The organism is Wolbachia endosymbiont of Listronotus oregonensis (assembly GCF_031205055.1).
GTDB lineage: Bacteria > Pseudomonadota > Alphaproteobacteria > Rickettsiales > Anaplasmataceae > Wolbachia.
The window spans coordinates 1,365,256-1,381,810 of the sequence record NZ_CP102118.1 but is presented as its reverse complement, the minus strand read 5'-3'; the positions used below and the strand labels follow the sequence as shown (position 1 = coordinate 1,381,810).

Below are 16,555 nucleotides of genomic sequence, written 5' to 3'. Positions count from 1 at the left end.
CTAATGCAATTTTTTATTTAAGTCACGTGAAAATGAAGATATGACCTCGCTACTACGCTTATCATCTTTACGTTCATGCATTATTTTTTTTACAGCATCAGCAGCTATATTCGCTGTGTTAGCCTGTAAGTCTCCAAGAGCTTTTTCAACTTGGTCAGTGACTTTCTTCAAGTTAGAATGGGCATTGTCATCTAATGTCTGATCTAGCTGCTGTCTATTGTGCTTAATGATACTATTAGCTTTATCAAGTGCTTCATTCATCATTTTATTAACTTCTGCATCTAATTCTTTGTATTTTTCAGAAGATTTTTTGTAATACTCCAACATATCTTTCCTGAATTTTTCAGTTTCTTCACTTGAAAATTTGCTTTTGTTACGCTTATTGTTAAGCGCATTTTTTATCACTTTCTTTAGCAATTTATACGAAAGGACAAAACTTACCAAGAAGGCAAGACCGATAATCAGTGATGTAGACATAAAAACCCCTAAAATTCTTTGGACACCAAGTCAGCAACAAACTCCTCTTCAATTTCAGAATTGGTCAATTTAGTATAATAAATTAAAGCAATACTAGTAGCCATTTGTTTTAACTGATCAGTATATTCAGATTTAAATTCTGCCACTTTTTCTTCAATAAGCTTGCTCATTTTTTTGTCTTCCTCTTCTAATATATTCTTAACATTAGCTCTCATTTCTTCTACCTGAGCAAGTGCATCATCTATGATCCTTTTTGCCTGTATTCTAGCTTGGTTTAAAGCGGCATTATACTTGGCAATCTGCTCTTCCGTGAGTCTTAAAAGATGAACAGAACTATTAAAAGAATCCAATACTTTTTTACTTCTAGTGCTTATTATTTCATCTAACTTTGGTAAAAATAAACAACTTACTACGAAAAAAAGTGAAGAGAAAAAAATTAAAAACCAAAAAACTTGAGAAAAGAAGTTTGAAACATCAAGCTGTGGCATGTGTTAAGCAACAAATATTAATAATACTGCAAGTAAAAACGCAAGCAATCCCATTATTTCAACCATAGCAGCACCAATATAAACGTAAGTTTTCATTTTACCTTCCGATTCAGGATTCCTCGCAATCCCATTCAGCATAGCAGAAAAGATATTAGCTATACCTAAACCAGCACCGAGCATTCCAAACGCAACTAAACCAATTGCTATAAATTTTAAAGCTACTAAATCCATATATTACCTTTAAACATTTCTTTATAATATAATTGTAAAATATTCTGCAAGGAAGTCAATTACTTTACTGCATCTGACAAATATACACATGTTAATATAGTAAATATATAAGCTTGTAAAACTGCAACAAATACTTCAAACCCTATCAATGCAATTATGAACAAAAACGGCGCAGGAGTGAGAAATATGTTCATATTTACAATAAACCCTGCTATCACTTTGATAATTGTATGACCCGCAATCATATTTGCTGCAAGCCTTATTGATAGGCTAATCGGCCTTACTAAATAAGCAAACAACTTAATAATAATTATTATAGGTGCAAGCCACGAAGGAGTTCCTTTTGGTAGCAATATGCGTAAAAATTCTACTCCCCTTTCTTTAAATCCAACAATCGTTATATAAATAAAAACCACCATCGATAAAGCGAAGGTGACTATCACATGACTTGTGACCGTGAAACTATAAGGAAGAACACCAACCAAATTACATGATAAAATGAAAATAAACACTGTAAATATCAATGGAATGTGCTGCAAGCCTTTGCTTCCAGTGTTACTTTCTATTATTGAAACAACAAAATCATATACATATTCAACTGCAGCTTGCAAATATCCTGGTATTACTGACCCCTTCTTTATTCCAAAAAGCAAAAAGAGTATCACCAATATCACCGAAATCATCATGAAAAGAGATGAATTGGTAAAGCTTACGTCATACCCAAATAACCTAGGTAACTCTATTATTGTATATACTTTAAACTGTTCCAGTGGATTTAATGCCATTTTAATCTGAACTATAAACAGTAAATAAAGTATGAATTTTATAGGACAAAGTCAAGAATTAAGATAAAGCCCTGTATCATTATAACATTGATACATTAACAAAATATGTAATTAGAGTGTTAATTACAGTCAGCTCTGTATTTTAAAACTTACTAATCTTATTAAATAATTCAATATCTTGACTTAACATCTTATTTTAATTATAATTTAATTTTTAGTGAGGTATTATTATGAACGAAATAGATTTTATTAACACTAATCATCCTTTAAATTTAGAGCAGGAATTTGGTAGTGGATACATTAAACTAACAGATGGCTCCTTTAACGAATATACTGGCCATTATCAAATGGGAAGCGAAATACTAGATAAAAGCCATAATATGATAGGAAACTTAACTATTGATGGTTACATTCATAACTTCCATGAAGATAACCACAATATGAATCTTAAGCTCTCTATGGAGATAGATTTAAAAGGTGATATCGAGAAGATAAATTCTCTCTACAATAATATATAAAATTACAAAAACTTCTGCATCCTTGTTTATGATGTAGAAGTTACCTTTTATTCCATTACAACAAGCTTTAAAAGCACTACATTTTATATTACAATAACTCTTTTATTTCTTTAAAGGTTCATGAAATTCACATTATCTTGGTTATTAGAACACTTAGAAACCAATGCTAGTTTAGAAGAAATTACCGATAAATTAACTCACATAGGGTTAGAAGTAGAAGATGTGATCGACAATACCAAATTAGCTGGTTTTATTGTTGCAAAAGTATTAGAAGTTGCACCTCATCCAAATGCCGATAAATTAAAATTATGTAAAGTAGATGACAGAAGTAAAACTCTACAAATAGTTTGCGGAGCAAACAATGTTAGAGAAGGTATGAAAACTGTGCTTGCATCTCTTGGTAGCACATTGCCAGAAAGTGATTTCACAATCAAGCCTACAAAAATACGAGGAGTGCTAAGTGAAGGGATGCTCTGCTCTGCTTCTGAACTTGCGCTAGTTCAAGAGGAAAGTGAAGGAATAATCGAGCTTTCCGATGATTATAAAGTAGGGGATAAATTTTTCAATTGTGACCCTGTAATTGATATAAATGTTACTCCAAACCGTGGAGATTGCTTAGGCATTTATGGAATAGCTCGCGACCTTGCTGCAACTGGAATTGGGACATTAAAGACTTTAAGCATTCCACAACTTACCAGCTCCATAAATTCACCAATCGATGTTGAAGTGACTGACGGAGAAAGTTTTATTAGTGGAATATACATCGCCAATGTAAAAAATCAAGAAAGCCCAAAGTGGCTAAAAGATAAATTGGAATCGATAGGAATGCGCTCCATTTCTACAATAGTTGACATTACTAACTATATTATGATATCTTTTAATCGTCCAATGCATGCGTTTGATGCAAACAAAGTAGATGGCAAACTTACAATAAGAAAAGCAAATGATGGAGAAAGCTTCTTTGCTTTAAATGGTAAGGAATATTTACTGGACAATAATATAAACATTTATTCTGATAGTAAAAATATTCATGGAGTTGCTGGAATTATAGGTGGAAAGTGCAGTGAATGTACTCTTGAAACCACCAATATTTTTTTGGAATTAGCTTTGCTCGATCCAATCTCTATCACTAAATCTTCAAGACAGCTCAGCATCTCCACAGACGCTAGTTACAGATTTGCACGTTCAATCGATCCTGGATTTACCCTTGATGGACTCAATCTTGCAGCCAAAATGATTTTGGATTTATGTGGTGGAGAAGTCTCAAGCGTAGTGTCTGCCGGTAATCTAGATAAAGAATACACCTCTGTCATCCAAGTAGCTGACACTGGGATCCAGAAAAAACCATGCCGGAATGATGCTAAGATAAGCCTTGATTACCAAGATATAAACAAGTTTGGAAGTGTATCTGTATCACCTGATGAGACGTTCGATATCTTAACGAAACTAGGGTTTAGTATTGATAAAAAAACCGAAGGCAATTGGAATGTACAAGTACCAAGCTGGAGACCGGACGTGACTATACCTGCTGACCTAATTGAAGAAGTAACAAGAATATACGGCTATGACAAAATAAAAGAAGAACCACTACCAAATAATGTTGAAGAAGTAGATAGTACATACGACAATTTGCGTATTTTGATGACAAACAGAGGGTTTCATGAAGTGCTAACCTGGTCATTTATGAGTGAATCAACAGCTGAAAAATTTGGTTACTCGAATAAGTTATTTATCATCGATAATCCGTTTAACAATAACTTTAATATGATGAGACCAAGTATTATGCCAAATTTATTGCAAGTCACTGCTGATAATATTGCCCATGGAGTATCTGATCTTGCAATCTTCGAAATTGGGCCGATTTACGATGGTGAAGCTCAGTCTAAACATGTCTTAAGTGGAATAAGAACAGGAAATAATTTACCGCGAAACCATTATAATATTGATAGGAAAGTAGATGTTTTTGACGCAAAGGCTGATTGCATAGCAGCTTTGGAGTTTTTTAACGTCAATTGCGATAATTTAACGATAGAGAGAGCAGAAAAAGAACATTACCACCCAGGAAAGTCAGGCACTCTCTCTTTTAAGAATAAAGTAGCAGGTTATTTTGGAGAGTTGCATCCTAATATATTAGATCTTTTTGACATCAAGCAAAAAGTTGTAGGTTTTGAGGTAATACTAGAAAATATTGAAAATTTACCTGTAAGTAGAAAGAAATTTATCGATTATAAATACCAAAGTGTAAAACGTGATTTTGCATTTATTGTAAATAAGGATGTGGAAGTAGGTAACATAATCAATGTGGTAAAAAAAGCTCAGAGCTCATCACAGAAGTTTTAGTATTTGACGTATACCATGGAAACAATATAGAACCGAATAAGATGTCTATAGCATTGTCAGTTACTTTCTGCTCTCCAATCCACACTTTAACTGAAAAAGAGATCCAAAAAGAATCAAGTGCTATAGTCAATTTGGTATATGAAAATACCGGAGGAACTTTGAGAACTCATCATTGAGTCACAATCATAGTGTTCTGCTTTTGCTGTGTCACACTTACTTCATCCAATCTATTCCCAATCTTGAATTCAACATCCTTAAAAAATCTATTCCACATTCCATGCAAATGCTCTTCTACTTTAGGCCATACATCATTTTTAAATGTTTTCCCATCATCAGAAAATACATCACCTATCAAGGCTCCTACTTCTTCATAACTTGATTCGAAATGTTGAAGAAATGTCTCTATTTCCTTATGAGTATCATGTGCCACACTCAACGCTTTTCCTTCTGTGCTCTTATCTTTGTTTACGGTAGCTGACCATCCAATCACATTATAATTAAAACCAACTTTAAGAGAGTTCCAAATCTTCCACAAACTATTCCCATTATCTTTTGGTACATTATTTATTATGAGGTTCGCTAACCTGTCTACCAGAGGAGACAATAAATCTTGACAAAAATGCTTGATATTATCTTTCGTTTTAATCACAGGATATTTGATGCATCTTTCTGCCAAATAGTACTCAAGTTCCGCTTCCTCTAATAATCTCTTAATTGCTTCTTCGTTAAAAGTTTCATGCTCGAACGCTTTCAGTAAATCATCTTCTATTATTGCAAATTTTATTTTTTCACGAGATTCCAGCTCTTCTCTATAATTATTTTTTGTTTCTTCATTTATCAACAATCCTTCTTTTTTTAACTCTAATTGCTCTAATGCTTCTAAAATTTCTTGGTTATTTCGCAAGCATAACTCTATTAACTCCATACTTGAAGATTTCTCTTCTTTACTATTTTTCTCAACATCCAAATCCTCATTCTGCTTTCCTATTATTTCCTTCAGTCTTGTAGGTTGCGTAAAATATTCTCCAATTTCTTTTCGATAAGAAACAATCTTGTTTACTAGACGTTTTTCATCTTCTCCATTGAATAGCATGTCCTTATTATCTTCTACATTCTTTATACTTTCCCCTTGCTTTTCAAATAACTCTTGAATTCTACATCTTGTTATTTCTAAATACATCTTCTCTACAAAGTCATTCACTTTATCCGAAGTCCTTGTTTCCTTTAATTCACTAAAATCTTCTGCTAAAGATTGCTTTATTTTTTTATCTGACTTACTCAGTAGAGTGTTAATAGTCCTTATTCTCGATTCTATTAGCCTTTCCTCAACTTTTTGATCATCATATTCAAATTTAAAAAGATCTTCTAATTTCCTTTTTAAAGCACCATCTTTTAAGTTACCGTTTTTCCTATTTTTATGCATCTCTTTTAATTTTTCACATATCCCATTATATCTTTTCTGTCCTATTTCTCTTAAATCCTTAATCTCTCTTTCAGCATTATCTAGAGCTTTCTTTGTTTCTTGAGGGTACATATCTTCATAAGTATTAATTATTGTCCTTTCAGCTATTTTCCCTTCTTTTATAAGCTGTTTCCATTTTGCTTTAAACATAGGAAGCCCTCTATCGTCCAAGTCATCTGGTACTTTTGCTCCTGCTTTTTTTAGATCTTCTAGTATCATTTCCTTTTCAGTCGGCAATTCCTTACCTTGGCTTTTCAGTTCTTGCTCCACTAATACCTCTTTCAGTCTTTCTTCTAATGAAAAATCTTCCTTTTCCTCTCTTCTTTTTTGTGCAAATTTAATTGCTTGTATAAAAGCAATTCGATAAGCATTTTGTATTAAGTAATTCACCAGTTTAGAATCTACACTATCCACCACTTTCAGTCTGAATTCGTTCAACAGTTCCTTCAGCTTATCATATGTAATATCTTTTCCTTCTAGCTTCATTAGCTCTTCCATAGTCTTTGCGAATTCCTGAATCGAAATTGCAAGCACATTCTTGATCTCATTACGTAAAGGCCTAAGGCCGTTTTTTAAATTGATATTAGCTGATAATTTCAGTATGGTATTATGTTCTGAATCACGTGCAACATTAAACCAACTACCATCTTTATCTTCATATAAATCTCTAAGTAATTGTTCAAATTGCGGTGGAAACTTAACTTCCATATCCCACTTAATGTCCGACTTACCAGCATCTATTTCACGAAAAGACACTTCAATATTCTGGTGTTCATTCTGATATAACCCATTACTTATTTTTAGAGCAGCAACCAAAGAATGAGATAACTTTCTGTTTGTAAGATAAAAAGTAGCTAAGGCGGGTGTTGCAGGAATAATTAAGGCTATAAGCACAGCTATATCAACAAGAATTGCAATTGCAGCAAGAACGCCATATGCCAATCTTTTTGCTGTACTTACCTCACTCTTTTTTGTTTTACTTTCCTCTGAACTGGTTTGTGTTTTACTGTTTGTTTTATATATAACTAACCCCAATGCAACAGAAGCAACATAAGGAAACATTAAAACTGATAGAGCTGAATTTAATACTTTCTTCTCCAGGCAAGCTCTGTTTATTTCCTTAAATATTTCGCTTGATATATTATACCAGGAAGTAAAAAAATCGGAGCCGTAACCTTTATAATGAAATATACTTAGTGGAATGCTAAAATCAGCACCTATTTTTTTTAAATTACTAACAGATTCTTGCTCTTCCAAAGTAGCAACAGGTCCTTCCTGTTTTTCTGAAGTAGCAAAAGATTCTCTTTGTAAATTAGGTTGTCCATTTAATGCATCTAAATCACCACTATTGTTATTTAAGTCAACAACTTCCTCACAACCTACAACAGCATTCATACCATAACCTTATCCAATTACCTTAAGTATAGCATAAATACTGACAATCTTGCAACTTTATTAAAAATCTAACGCTCAATGCTAACATTTAAATCCTGATATTCCTTAGAATAAAAGTTAGTTCCAATTTCTGTATTAATGTCCAAAGATAAGGCAAGGGTCTGCTCTTTTATATATTCAATCCACGTATTTATTGCTTCCTTAATTTTCTCATCTTCTGTTTTGATTATTACTCTGATTCTATCGGACATATGAAAATCAGCTTGTTTCCTAGTTTCCTGAATGAGCCTCACTACATCTCTTGCAAGCCCTTCTAGAATCAATTCATCATTTAAAGTAGTGTTTAGGATAACAACCCCTTTGTTGTTATCAAATACAGAGGAGAATTCACTGTTTGCTTTTAATAATAGTTCATATTCGCCTTTTTCTATGATATAATTTTCTGACTCGTCCCCCAAAAATATGAGACCTCTTTCTGTCATTCCAGCGCGTGACGCTGGAATCTGCGTCTGGATCCCAGTGTCAGCTACTCGGATGACACCGGATTCAACTTGTTTCCACTTTCCTTGTTTAACATATTGAACCAGTGTCTTAATCTTCTCCGGAATTCTTTTTCCAAGCACAGGGAAGTTGAGTTTTAACTCTAGTGATGCAATATCTTCAAGTCTGTTTACTAACTTCAGTTTTTTTACATTTACCTCATCTTTTATCATCTCTTGGTACTCATTTGAGTTTTCAGCACACTGGATCCCAGTGTCACGCACTGGGATGACAGAAAACGGCTCACCTTCAAGAAAACTACAGGAAGACTGATGATAAATGATCATACTGCCAAGTGGCTGTCTGATACGTATATTAAAAGTGTTTCTAATAGAGAGTGCAGAGTTACATATCTCTCTCACTAGATCCATTTTGGCAATGAGCTGACTATCAAACTTCTCTAATTGTGGGAAATCAGCCAAATGAACAGATGTTTCTTCATACTTAAGCCCTTGCCATATATTCTCTGTTATAAGTGGCAACAAAGGGGCTGCAGCTCTTAGTATGTAATAAAAAACCGTATATAGAACATTATAAGCATCAGTTTTATCCTGATCCAAATCACTTTTCCAAAAACGCTCGCGACTGCGACGAATATACCAATTATTTAGCACTTCAAAAAAGTTCATCAAAATTTTGCAAGCCTCTTGGGAGTTATAGCTGTTCATAGAAGTTTGGATACTTTCTACAGCTTCAAAACATTTGGAAATCATGTAGCGATCAATAGTACTTTGATAATCCTTACAAACTTCAGCTTTAATTCCATCTGCATTTGCATACATGGTAAAAAAGTGATAACTGTTCCAAATAGGTTTTATTACGTTTTTCAGAACGTCTCGTACTAAATTCCCTTCTTTATCAAGTAGCAAATTACCACCACAAACAATAGATCCAGAAAGCATAAGAAAACGCAGTGCATCAGAACCGTATCTATCAAAAACCTCCATTGGATCTGCATAGTTATTCAAACGCTTGGACAATTTTTGCCCTTTTACATCCAAAACAACACCGTGGCATATGCAGTTCTTAAATGGTTCCCTATCAAACAAAGCAGTGGACAATACAAAGAGCGTATAAAACCACCCCCTGGTTTGCGCTATGTATTCAGTGATAAAATCTGCAGTTTCAAACCACTCCTTATTTTCAAACGGATAGTGGACTTGTGCGAATGGCATCGAGCCAGATTCAAACCAGCAGTCAAATACGTCAGGCACACGACGCATAACTGATTTTCCTGTTGGATCATCAGGATTTGGCCTCGTTAAAGTATCGATAAATGGTCTGTGCAAATCATCTACTTTAACATTAAAATCTCGCTCTAGTTCTTCTATCGAACCATATACATCCACTCTTGGATATCTTGTATCATCTGATTGCCACACAGGAATCGGAGTACCCCAGAATCGATTGCGTGAAATTGACCAGTCGTGTGCCCCTTCAAGCCATTTTCCAAATTGACCATCTCTAATGTGGTTTGGTATCCAATTAACTCTCTTATTTAGCTCTACCATTCTGCTTTTGAATTTTGTAACGGCAACATACCAAGAAGGCATAGTGCGATAGATCAAAGGAGTGTCAGTTCTCCAGCAGTGTGGATAATTGTGAATATATTGTTCAGTTTTGAACCAGTTTCCTTGTTCTTTCAATTTTTTTATTACTGTATCATTGGTATCAAAAACATGAACCCCTGCCAAATCTGAAACTTCAGCAGTAAATTTTCCACTGTTATCAATTGGACAAATAACTGGAATATCATGGCTTTGGCAAAGGTAAAAATCTTCCTCACCAAATCCAGGAGCAGTGTGTACAACGCCAGTACCATCTTCTCCTGTAACATAATCAGCAACAAAAACACGGAATGCATTCTTTGTATCTTTAAAGTAATCAAACAGCGGCTTATAGGAAAGGCCTGCAAGATCATTCGCTTTAAGTTTTATATTGCAGTTTTCATATGGAATATTGTTTTGTTCAGAGTGGCTGATAAATTTTTCTAGGTAGCTTTCAGCGAAAATATAAATTTCACTCTTCACTGAACTCCTTTCATTAACTTCTGTCATCCCAGTGCTTCGACACTGGGATCCAGAAATAGATTCCAGCGTCACGCGCTGGGATGACACCAAAGAGTGGACTGACACTGCACAATACTTGATGTCCTTTCCTATCGCCAATGCCAGATTGCTAGGAAGAGTCCAAGGAGTTGTAGTCCAAGCAAGTAATTTACATTTTTGTTTAACACTTTTAAACTGCTGTGGGTTTTCTAAAAGCTCAAATGCAACAGTTACAGCTTTGCTAGTCTTTTCTCTATATGCGTTATCAAGCCTTGTTTCAAAATTGGATAATGGAGTTTCGCACGCCCAGCTATATGGAACAACGCGTACTGATTCATACACTAGACCCTTATCATAAAGCTGTTTAAATGCCCACATGACCGACTCCATGAATGATTTATCCATGGTTTTATAGTCATTATGAAAATCCACCCACCTTGCCTGCCTATTGACATATTTTTCCCACTCTGATGAAAATCTCATTACAGAAGTACGACAATGGTTATTGAATTTTTCAATGCCGAATTTTTCTATCTCAGTTCTACCAGATATTCCAAGTTCTTTTTCTGCACCCATCTCAGCCGGTAATCCATGGCAATCCCAACCAAATCTACGTTCAACCCTTTTTTGAAGCATAGTTTGATATCTTGCAAATGCGTCTTTGATGAAACCAGTGAGTAAATGTCCATAATGTGGAAGTCCATTTGCAAACGGAGGCCCATCATAAAACACAAAACAATTATCCTTGGAACGTTCTCCAACTGACCGCTCAAAAACTTTATTTTCCTGCCAAAATTTTATGATTTCTTTTTCTAACGACGAAAAATCAGGACTACTTACTGTATCAGGATAATGCTTTGACTTCATGTTCATTTTGACCGGATAAAGCCAAAGAATATAGGGCTTTCTAGAAAATTACAAATGCAAAAAGAAACAAACTTATTCCTGCACCCCACACCCTATAGCTAACACAATCCCACGTCATACCGCGATTCATTCGCGGTATCTCAGCTTAACCGTCATATCGTCACGGTATCTCTAGATCCCGCTAACAAGTAGCGGGATGACGGTTGTCGGTAAGCCTAAATTACTTTAGCTATAGTTGATAAACTTGAAATAAACTACGTGAAGTACTTCTATCTTGTTCTATAGGGGTACTTTCTCTCAATCAAAATAATTCTCTGACGGATGTCCAACAGAGCTATCCTGCACCACACCCCAACAAACTATTCTGCCGAGCTTCCAATACCTTCACATTTACTATTTTATCTCTATACTTCCCTTCAGGATCATCAATGCACACTGATTGCATATATGGGCTTTTACCAATAATTTGGTTTTGGTGTTTGCCTTTTTTATCACTGAACAAAGCAGGTATAGTTTTGCCTACCATACTCTGGTTAAACTCAAGTTGTTGCTTACTAATTAATTTCTGTAAACGAAGAAGGCGTTCTGTTTTAACCTCTTCTGGTACTTGATCTTTTCTTTCTGCTCCTGGTGTACCTGGTCTTGGGCTATATTTAAAGCTATAAGCCTGAGCATATCTAATTTTTTCTACTAATTTTACAGTTTCTTCAAAATCTTTTTCGGTTTCTCCAGGAAAACCAACAATAAAATCAGAAGAAAATTCGATTTCAGGTTTCAATTTGCGAAATCTGTCTATTATTTCCAAATACTCCTCTGCAGTGTGCTTTCTGTTCATCGCGTGCAATATTTTATTCGAACCTGACTGCACAGGCAGGTGAATAAATGGCATGAGTTTTGGCTCTTCCGCATGTGCCAAGTAGAGAGATTCATGCATATCTCTTGGATGAGAAGTTGTATAACGAATCCTCTCTAGCTTTTCAATTTTAGCAATATGACTAACTAATTTGCCTAAATCCCACACTTCCCCTTCGCATTTCCCATGGTAAGCATTGACGTTCTGACCAAGCAAATTGATTTCCTTCGCCCCATTTGCAACTAATTTCAATGCTTCACGAAATATTTCATTCACTGGCCGTGAATACTCAGCTCCACGAGTATATGGTACTACACAAAACGTACAAAATTTATCACAACCTTCTTGTATGGCAAGAAACGCAGAAGACCCCTGGCTATTGCCATAGCATTCATCTGGCAATTTATCAAACTTTGCAACTTCAGGAAAATCAGTGTTTATTACATGACCTTTACTTCTGCTTGCTTTGACTATCAGCTCCGGTAAGGTAGCGATACTCTGCGGACCAACAACAATATCAACAAAAGGAGCCCTTCTGAATACTTCTTCTCCCTCTGCTTGCGCTACACATCCAGCCACCACTATAGTAATTTCTTTTCGTGACGAATGAATCTTCCCGAGCTCAGAATAAAGCTTTTCTGCTGCCTTCTCTCTAATGTGACAAGTGTTCAGTATCACCAAATCAGCTTTTTCTGCATCACTAACAACGTTGAACCCCAAAGGTTTAATTATATTTTCCATTAAAACGGAGTCATAAACGTTCATCTGACAGCCGTAAGTTTTAATATATAGGCCTTTCATATTTGGTATGTCTTTTTCAAAACCCTACATATAATCACATTAAATGTCCAACAGACCAGCGCGTGACGCTAGTGAACTTGCTAGCACAATAGATTTTTATAAAATTGGATCCCAATGTCAAGCACACAGCTATTGCAACTCGACTTCACCAGTATCCCTGTAAAAATCATTGGTAAACCTCAGTAACTTTAGCTTATGTTATTTTCAAAAAAGTCAAAAATGAAAATAGAAGAGTAGCTGAGCTTTCTGCTTTTTCTGGGTAAGGTCAGTCAAAAAGGTTTTACAACAACCATAATAACTATAACTATTATCAATACTGTAACTGCTTCATTTAAAACACGAAAATAAACGTGTTTTTTTTCATTTGAACCCATTGCAAAATTTTTCCTATATTTTGCAAGTAGCATATGAATAATTAACATCAAAAGTATTGCAAATGCTTTTACATGAAACCATCCTTCACGATATGCTTCCCTAATAACCATTAATGTGATTCCAAGACCAAGTGAGAAAAGCATTGCAGGGTTTATGATATATCTAAGTAGCCTCTTTTCCATTGTTTGAAGCAAGCTATCATTTTCCGATCCCGGTTTTACAGTTGCGTGGTAGACATAAAGCCTGGGTAAATAAAGCATACCTGCCATCCACATAATGGCGGAGATAACGTGAAAAGCTTCAAGCCAGTGGTAGTAATCCATTGAGATTTATTACAAAATGTTAAAAATTTCTGATATTATTTTAGTTTAATGAAAAAGAAATCGATATGAAAGCAGAAAATTTCACTAAAGAACAGATAATTGGATTCTACAGGAAAATGCTACTCATACGCAGATTTGAAGAAAAAGCAGGACAATTATATGGAATGGGATTAATAGGTGGGTTCTGTCACCTATCAATAGGGCAAGAAGCAGTTGCAGTTGGAACTCAAGCTGCATCAAAATTAGGTGACGCTTTTATCACAAGTTATAGAGACCATGGCTTAATGCTCGCATGTAATTCTGATCCAAATGTTGTAATGGCAGAACTCACTGGCAAAGAAACAGGATGCTCGAAAGGTAAAGGTGGTTCGATGCACGTATTTGACGTTGCAAAAAAATTCTTCGGCGGACATGGAATAGTGGGGGCACAAGTTCCAATTGGCACAGGAATAGCATTTGCTAATAAATATAAGAAAAGAGACAACGTGGTATTCACGTATTTTGGTGACGGTGCTGTAAATCAAGGGCAAACATATGAATCATTTAATATGGCAGCTTTATGGAAGTTACCTGTAGTTTATATTATAGAGAATAACGGATATGCAATGGGTACTTCTGTAGAAAGATCCACTTTGGTAACTGAGCTATATAAAAAAGGAGAAAGTTTTGGTATTCCTGGAAAACAAGTTGATGGAATGGATTTTTTCTCTGTTTATGCGGCTACAAGCGAAGCAGCGGAACACACACGCAGCGGAAAAGGGCCTATCCTGCTTGAAATGAAGACATATCGATATCGCGGCCATTCGATGTCAGATCCTGCTACTTATCGCTTAAAAGAAGAAGTTGAAGATATGAAGCAAAATCATGACCCTATAGGCACTTTAAAGAAATACATGATAGATAATAAAATTGCTTCAGAAGAAGAATGTAAAGTAATTGATAAGGAAGTACGTGATTTAGTAAAAAAGTCGGAAGATTTTGCCAAAAATAGTAAAGAACCAAGCGTTGATGAGTTGTATACTGATGTTTACAAATTTGTTAGCTAAGTAGGCTTCTTTTTTTTATCCAGGTGGCAACTAACTGTACGAACATTGTATAGTAAACGATGTCATTCAAGTAGCTCCTTCTCCCGTCATCTAAGTAGCCTTCTTCTTGTCATCCGAGTAGCTGAAACTGATTCCTTTATGACGGCCCAGTGCCCTCTTCTTGTCATCCCAGTGCCCTGACTACTTGGATCCAGGAAAAAGAATGGTGTCATCCCAGTGCCCCGACACTGGGATCCAGAAAAGTTTGCTTGTAAGCAAGCAAACTAGCATAGAAAGTGGTTACAACATTTTCGATGAGATTATATGGAAAACTGGATCCCAGTGTCTGGGCACTGGGATGACAGCAGTCCTACGTCATACCGCGATTCATTCGCGGTATCTCTTAACATAGATCCCGCTAACAAGCAGCGGGATGACACCTCTCTTGGGCTCTTTTAGCTACAAACATTAAGAAATTTACCAAACGAAAAAAAAGGCAAAAGAAGCCCTAGTCATTGTCTATTTTCAGTATTTGGCGTTTTTTAAGTCTTAAACACTGCAATTTAGCTGCTTTTAATTGCAACTAACCTACGCTGCAAATGTTTAAGAAATTTACTAAGCAGAAAAAAAGGCAAAAGAAACCCCGTGTTAGCTAGTTGTCACTCTCTAATCCTGCAAATTGGCGTACTATACTGTCTTAAACGACTTATAAGCGCGTTTCAGCTTATATAGGTAAAAACCCAGAAATGTTGTGAAGACATAAGGTGCACATAGTGCAAAAAATTAAAAATAAGACGCCAACTACGTTGTTTTCTTGCTGTTTAATCTGCACAGATGAAGATAACTGAATACCTTCACTATCATGATAAGGGGGCTGGCGGAGTTTGTCAAGGAAGTTTTTTCGTTTCTAACGGTTGTTAACGTGCTGCCAAAAACTATGCAAGAAGTCTATTGAAATCGCGTATATCAATCGTTGTAAAATCACACAATTGCTCTGTAGAGCTATGCCCTGTAATAATTACTATACCATTTTGCTCAGAGCGTATTGAGATTAGGTTCAGCACTAATTCACACGTTGCACTATCAAGATTACAAAATGGTTCATCTATCAGCCAAACGTTTGCATTAGAAATCAAGAGGCGAGCAAGTGCAACTCTTCTTCTCCAGCCTGCAGAAAGTTCGCCATATCTAATATTAATTACAGGCTGCAACTGCAAGCAACAAATAGCTGCCACAATCAATTCCCTAGTATTTCGTATTCCTGCCCAGAATTCTATGTTTTGGGCAACAGTTAAGCTATCTTTACAGGCATTCTTATGCCCTACGTAGACCATAGAAGGTATATAGGATTTTGGATCATCATATATGTCTTTTCCGCAGTACCTTATATTGCCTGATACCGGCGGTAAAAGTCCAGATAAACTTCTAATTAAGCTGGTTTTACCACTACCATTTGGACCAGTGATTAGAATCTTTGATTTTGGCTCAGCTTTAAAACTGAGATGTTTAAATAATACTTTGTTATTACGAGCGCAGGATAAATTTTCACATTCGAGCATGAATTATCTGCCCTTCCCCTTATGTTTACCTTGAGTTGAAGCCTGAGCTTTTACAAATAGCTCCCAAAATCCTTTCTTTCCGCCTTCTCTATGTATCAATTGTGCAAAACGCTGCATTAAACCATTACCCATCATAACCATCTTTGTCCATTTACCTACCGGTTTTGCTATGTCAACTATTTCTAGATCTTCTTTATAAACCTGTATATCTTTTTGCTTTTCGCGTAGCATTTCCTGTTGTTTCATCAACTCTTTTTGCTTATTTTTTTGATATAATTCGTTGAATTTTCTGTCTTCTTCCCACTCTTCTTTAAAAACTTTTCTAGGAAATATGATTTTTCTAATGCGATTTTTGTATATTTTTCTCAAAAAGAGAAATACTGCAGCTACAGCAAGTAATGTTACGCTATATAATATGATCTGTGTAAGTGGCATTTCCTGTATCTAATTCATTAAAAATACCCTTAC

15 protein-coding genes are annotated in these 16,555 nt (G+C 35.4%); 5 read left to right on the top strand and 10 right to left on the bottom strand.

Annotation, left to right across the window (positions count from 1 at the left end; genetic code table 11):
* From NMD99_RS06975 to NMD99_RS06960, 4 genes are read right to left on the bottom strand one after another with little or no spacing between them, the layout of a single operon-like run.
* Positions 1-477: a F0F1 ATP synthase subunit B family protein gene (locus NMD99_RS06975; protein WP_064125097.1), complete on the bottom strand. Its 477-nt coding sequence runs from the start codon at positions 475-477 to the stop codon at positions 1-3.
* Between the two features lie 8 nt (positions 478-485).
* Positions 486-965 carry a F0F1 ATP synthase subunit B family protein gene (locus tag NMD99_RS06970; protein ID WP_264688424.1) on the bottom strand — a complete coding sequence of 160 codons (480 nt, stop codon included), beginning with the start codon at positions 963-965 and terminating at the stop codon, positions 486-488.
* A gap of 3 nt (positions 966-968) precedes the next feature.
* Positions 969-1,196 (bottom strand): F0F1 ATP synthase subunit C, encoded by a 228-nt coding sequence (locus NMD99_RS06965; RefSeq protein WP_250294934.1) that lies wholly within the window; start codon positions 1,194-1,196, stop codon positions 969-971.
* Between the two features lie 59 nt (positions 1,197-1,255).
* Positions 1,256-1,981 carry a F0F1 ATP synthase subunit A gene (locus tag NMD99_RS06960; RefSeq protein ID WP_253309466.1) on the bottom strand — a complete coding sequence of 242 codons (726 nt, stop codon included), beginning with the start codon at positions 1,979-1,981 and terminating at the stop codon, positions 1,256-1,258.
* Between the two features lie 230 nt (positions 1,982-2,211).
* Here NMD99_RS06960 and NMD99_RS06955 point away from each other — a divergent pair, with 230 nt between their 5' ends.
* From NMD99_RS06955 to NMD99_RS08050, 3 genes are all read left to right on the top strand, one after another.
* On the top strand, positions 2,212-2,499 hold the full coding sequence (locus NMD99_RS06955) for a hypothetical protein (protein WP_253309467.1): 288 nt from the start codon (positions 2,212-2,214) through the stop codon (positions 2,497-2,499).
* Positions 2,500-2,619: 120 nt separating this feature from the next.
* Positions 2,620-4,839: a phenylalanine--tRNA ligase subunit beta gene (pheT, locus tag NMD99_RS06950; protein ID WP_373457545.1), complete on the top strand. Its 2,220-nt coding sequence runs from the start codon at positions 2,620-2,622 to the stop codon at positions 4,837-4,839.
* On the top strand, positions 4,824-5,015 hold the full coding sequence (locus NMD99_RS08050; RefSeq protein ID WP_373457560.1) for a phenylalanine--tRNA ligase subunit beta-related protein: 192 nt from the start codon (positions 4,824-4,826) through the stop codon (positions 5,013-5,015). Before pheT ends, NMD99_RS08050 begins: the two co-directional genes overlap by 16 nt.
* Here NMD99_RS08050 and NMD99_RS06945 read toward each other — a convergent pair.
* The 4 genes from NMD99_RS06945 to hemJ all read right to left on the bottom strand — a co-directional run bounded on the left by NMD99_RS06945 (position 5,009) and on the right by hemJ (position 13,503).
* Positions 5,009-7,696 (bottom strand): hypothetical protein, encoded by a 2,688-nt coding sequence (locus NMD99_RS06945; protein WP_309166012.1) that lies wholly within the window; start codon positions 7,694-7,696, stop codon positions 5,009-5,011. The two genes, NMD99_RS08050 and NMD99_RS06945, sit on opposite strands and share 7 nt — an antisense overlap.
* A 68-nt stretch (positions 7,697-7,764) precedes the next feature.
* Complete coding sequence (gene ileS / locus NMD99_RS06940) at positions 7,765-11,151, bottom strand: isoleucine--tRNA ligase (protein ID WP_253309963.1); 3,387 nt, start codon at positions 11,149-11,151, stop codon at positions 7,765-7,767.
* A 334-nt stretch (positions 11,152-11,485) separates the two neighbouring features.
* Positions 11,486-12,805 carry a tRNA (N6-isopentenyl adenosine(37)-C2)-methylthiotransferase MiaB gene (gene miaB / locus NMD99_RS06935; protein ID WP_264688421.1) on the bottom strand — a complete coding sequence of 440 codons (1,320 nt, stop codon included), beginning with the start codon at positions 12,803-12,805 and terminating at the stop codon, positions 11,486-11,488.
* Between the two features lie 269 nt (positions 12,806-13,074).
* A complete protein-coding gene (hemJ, locus tag NMD99_RS06930; RefSeq protein ID WP_253302778.1) occupies positions 13,075-13,503 on the bottom strand; it encodes a protoporphyrinogen oxidase HemJ in 429 nt (142 codons plus the stop codon).
* Between the two features lie 65 nt (positions 13,504-13,568).
* Here hemJ and pdhA point away from each other — a divergent pair, with 65 nt between their 5' ends.
* Both pdhA and NMD99_RS06920 read left to right on the top strand, forming a co-directional pair.
* Complete coding sequence (pdhA, locus tag NMD99_RS06925) at positions 13,569-14,549, top strand: pyruvate dehydrogenase (acetyl-transferring) E1 component subunit alpha (RefSeq protein WP_253302779.1); 981 nt, start codon at positions 13,569-13,571, stop codon at positions 14,547-14,549.
* Positions 14,550-14,709: 160 nt separating this feature from the next.
* Positions 14,710-14,940, top strand: a complete 231-nt coding sequence (locus NMD99_RS06920; protein ID WP_264688224.1) for a hypothetical protein — start codon at positions 14,710-14,712, stop codon at positions 14,938-14,940.
* Between the two features lie 523 nt (positions 14,941-15,463).
* On the opposite strand, the gene ccmA is transcribed toward NMD99_RS06920, so the two are convergent.
* Entirely contained in the window at positions 15,464-16,087 is a 624-nt protein-coding gene (gene ccmA, locus NMD99_RS06915) for a heme ABC exporter ATP-binding protein CcmA (protein ID WP_253309471.1), read from the bottom strand.
* 3 nt (positions 16,088-16,090) lie between these two features.
* Positions 16,091-16,522, bottom strand: coding sequence for a hypothetical protein (locus NMD99_RS06910; protein ID WP_253309472.1), 432 nt, complete (start codon positions 16,520-16,522; stop codon positions 16,091-16,093).
* Between the last annotated feature and the right edge of the window lie 33 nt (positions 16,523-16,555).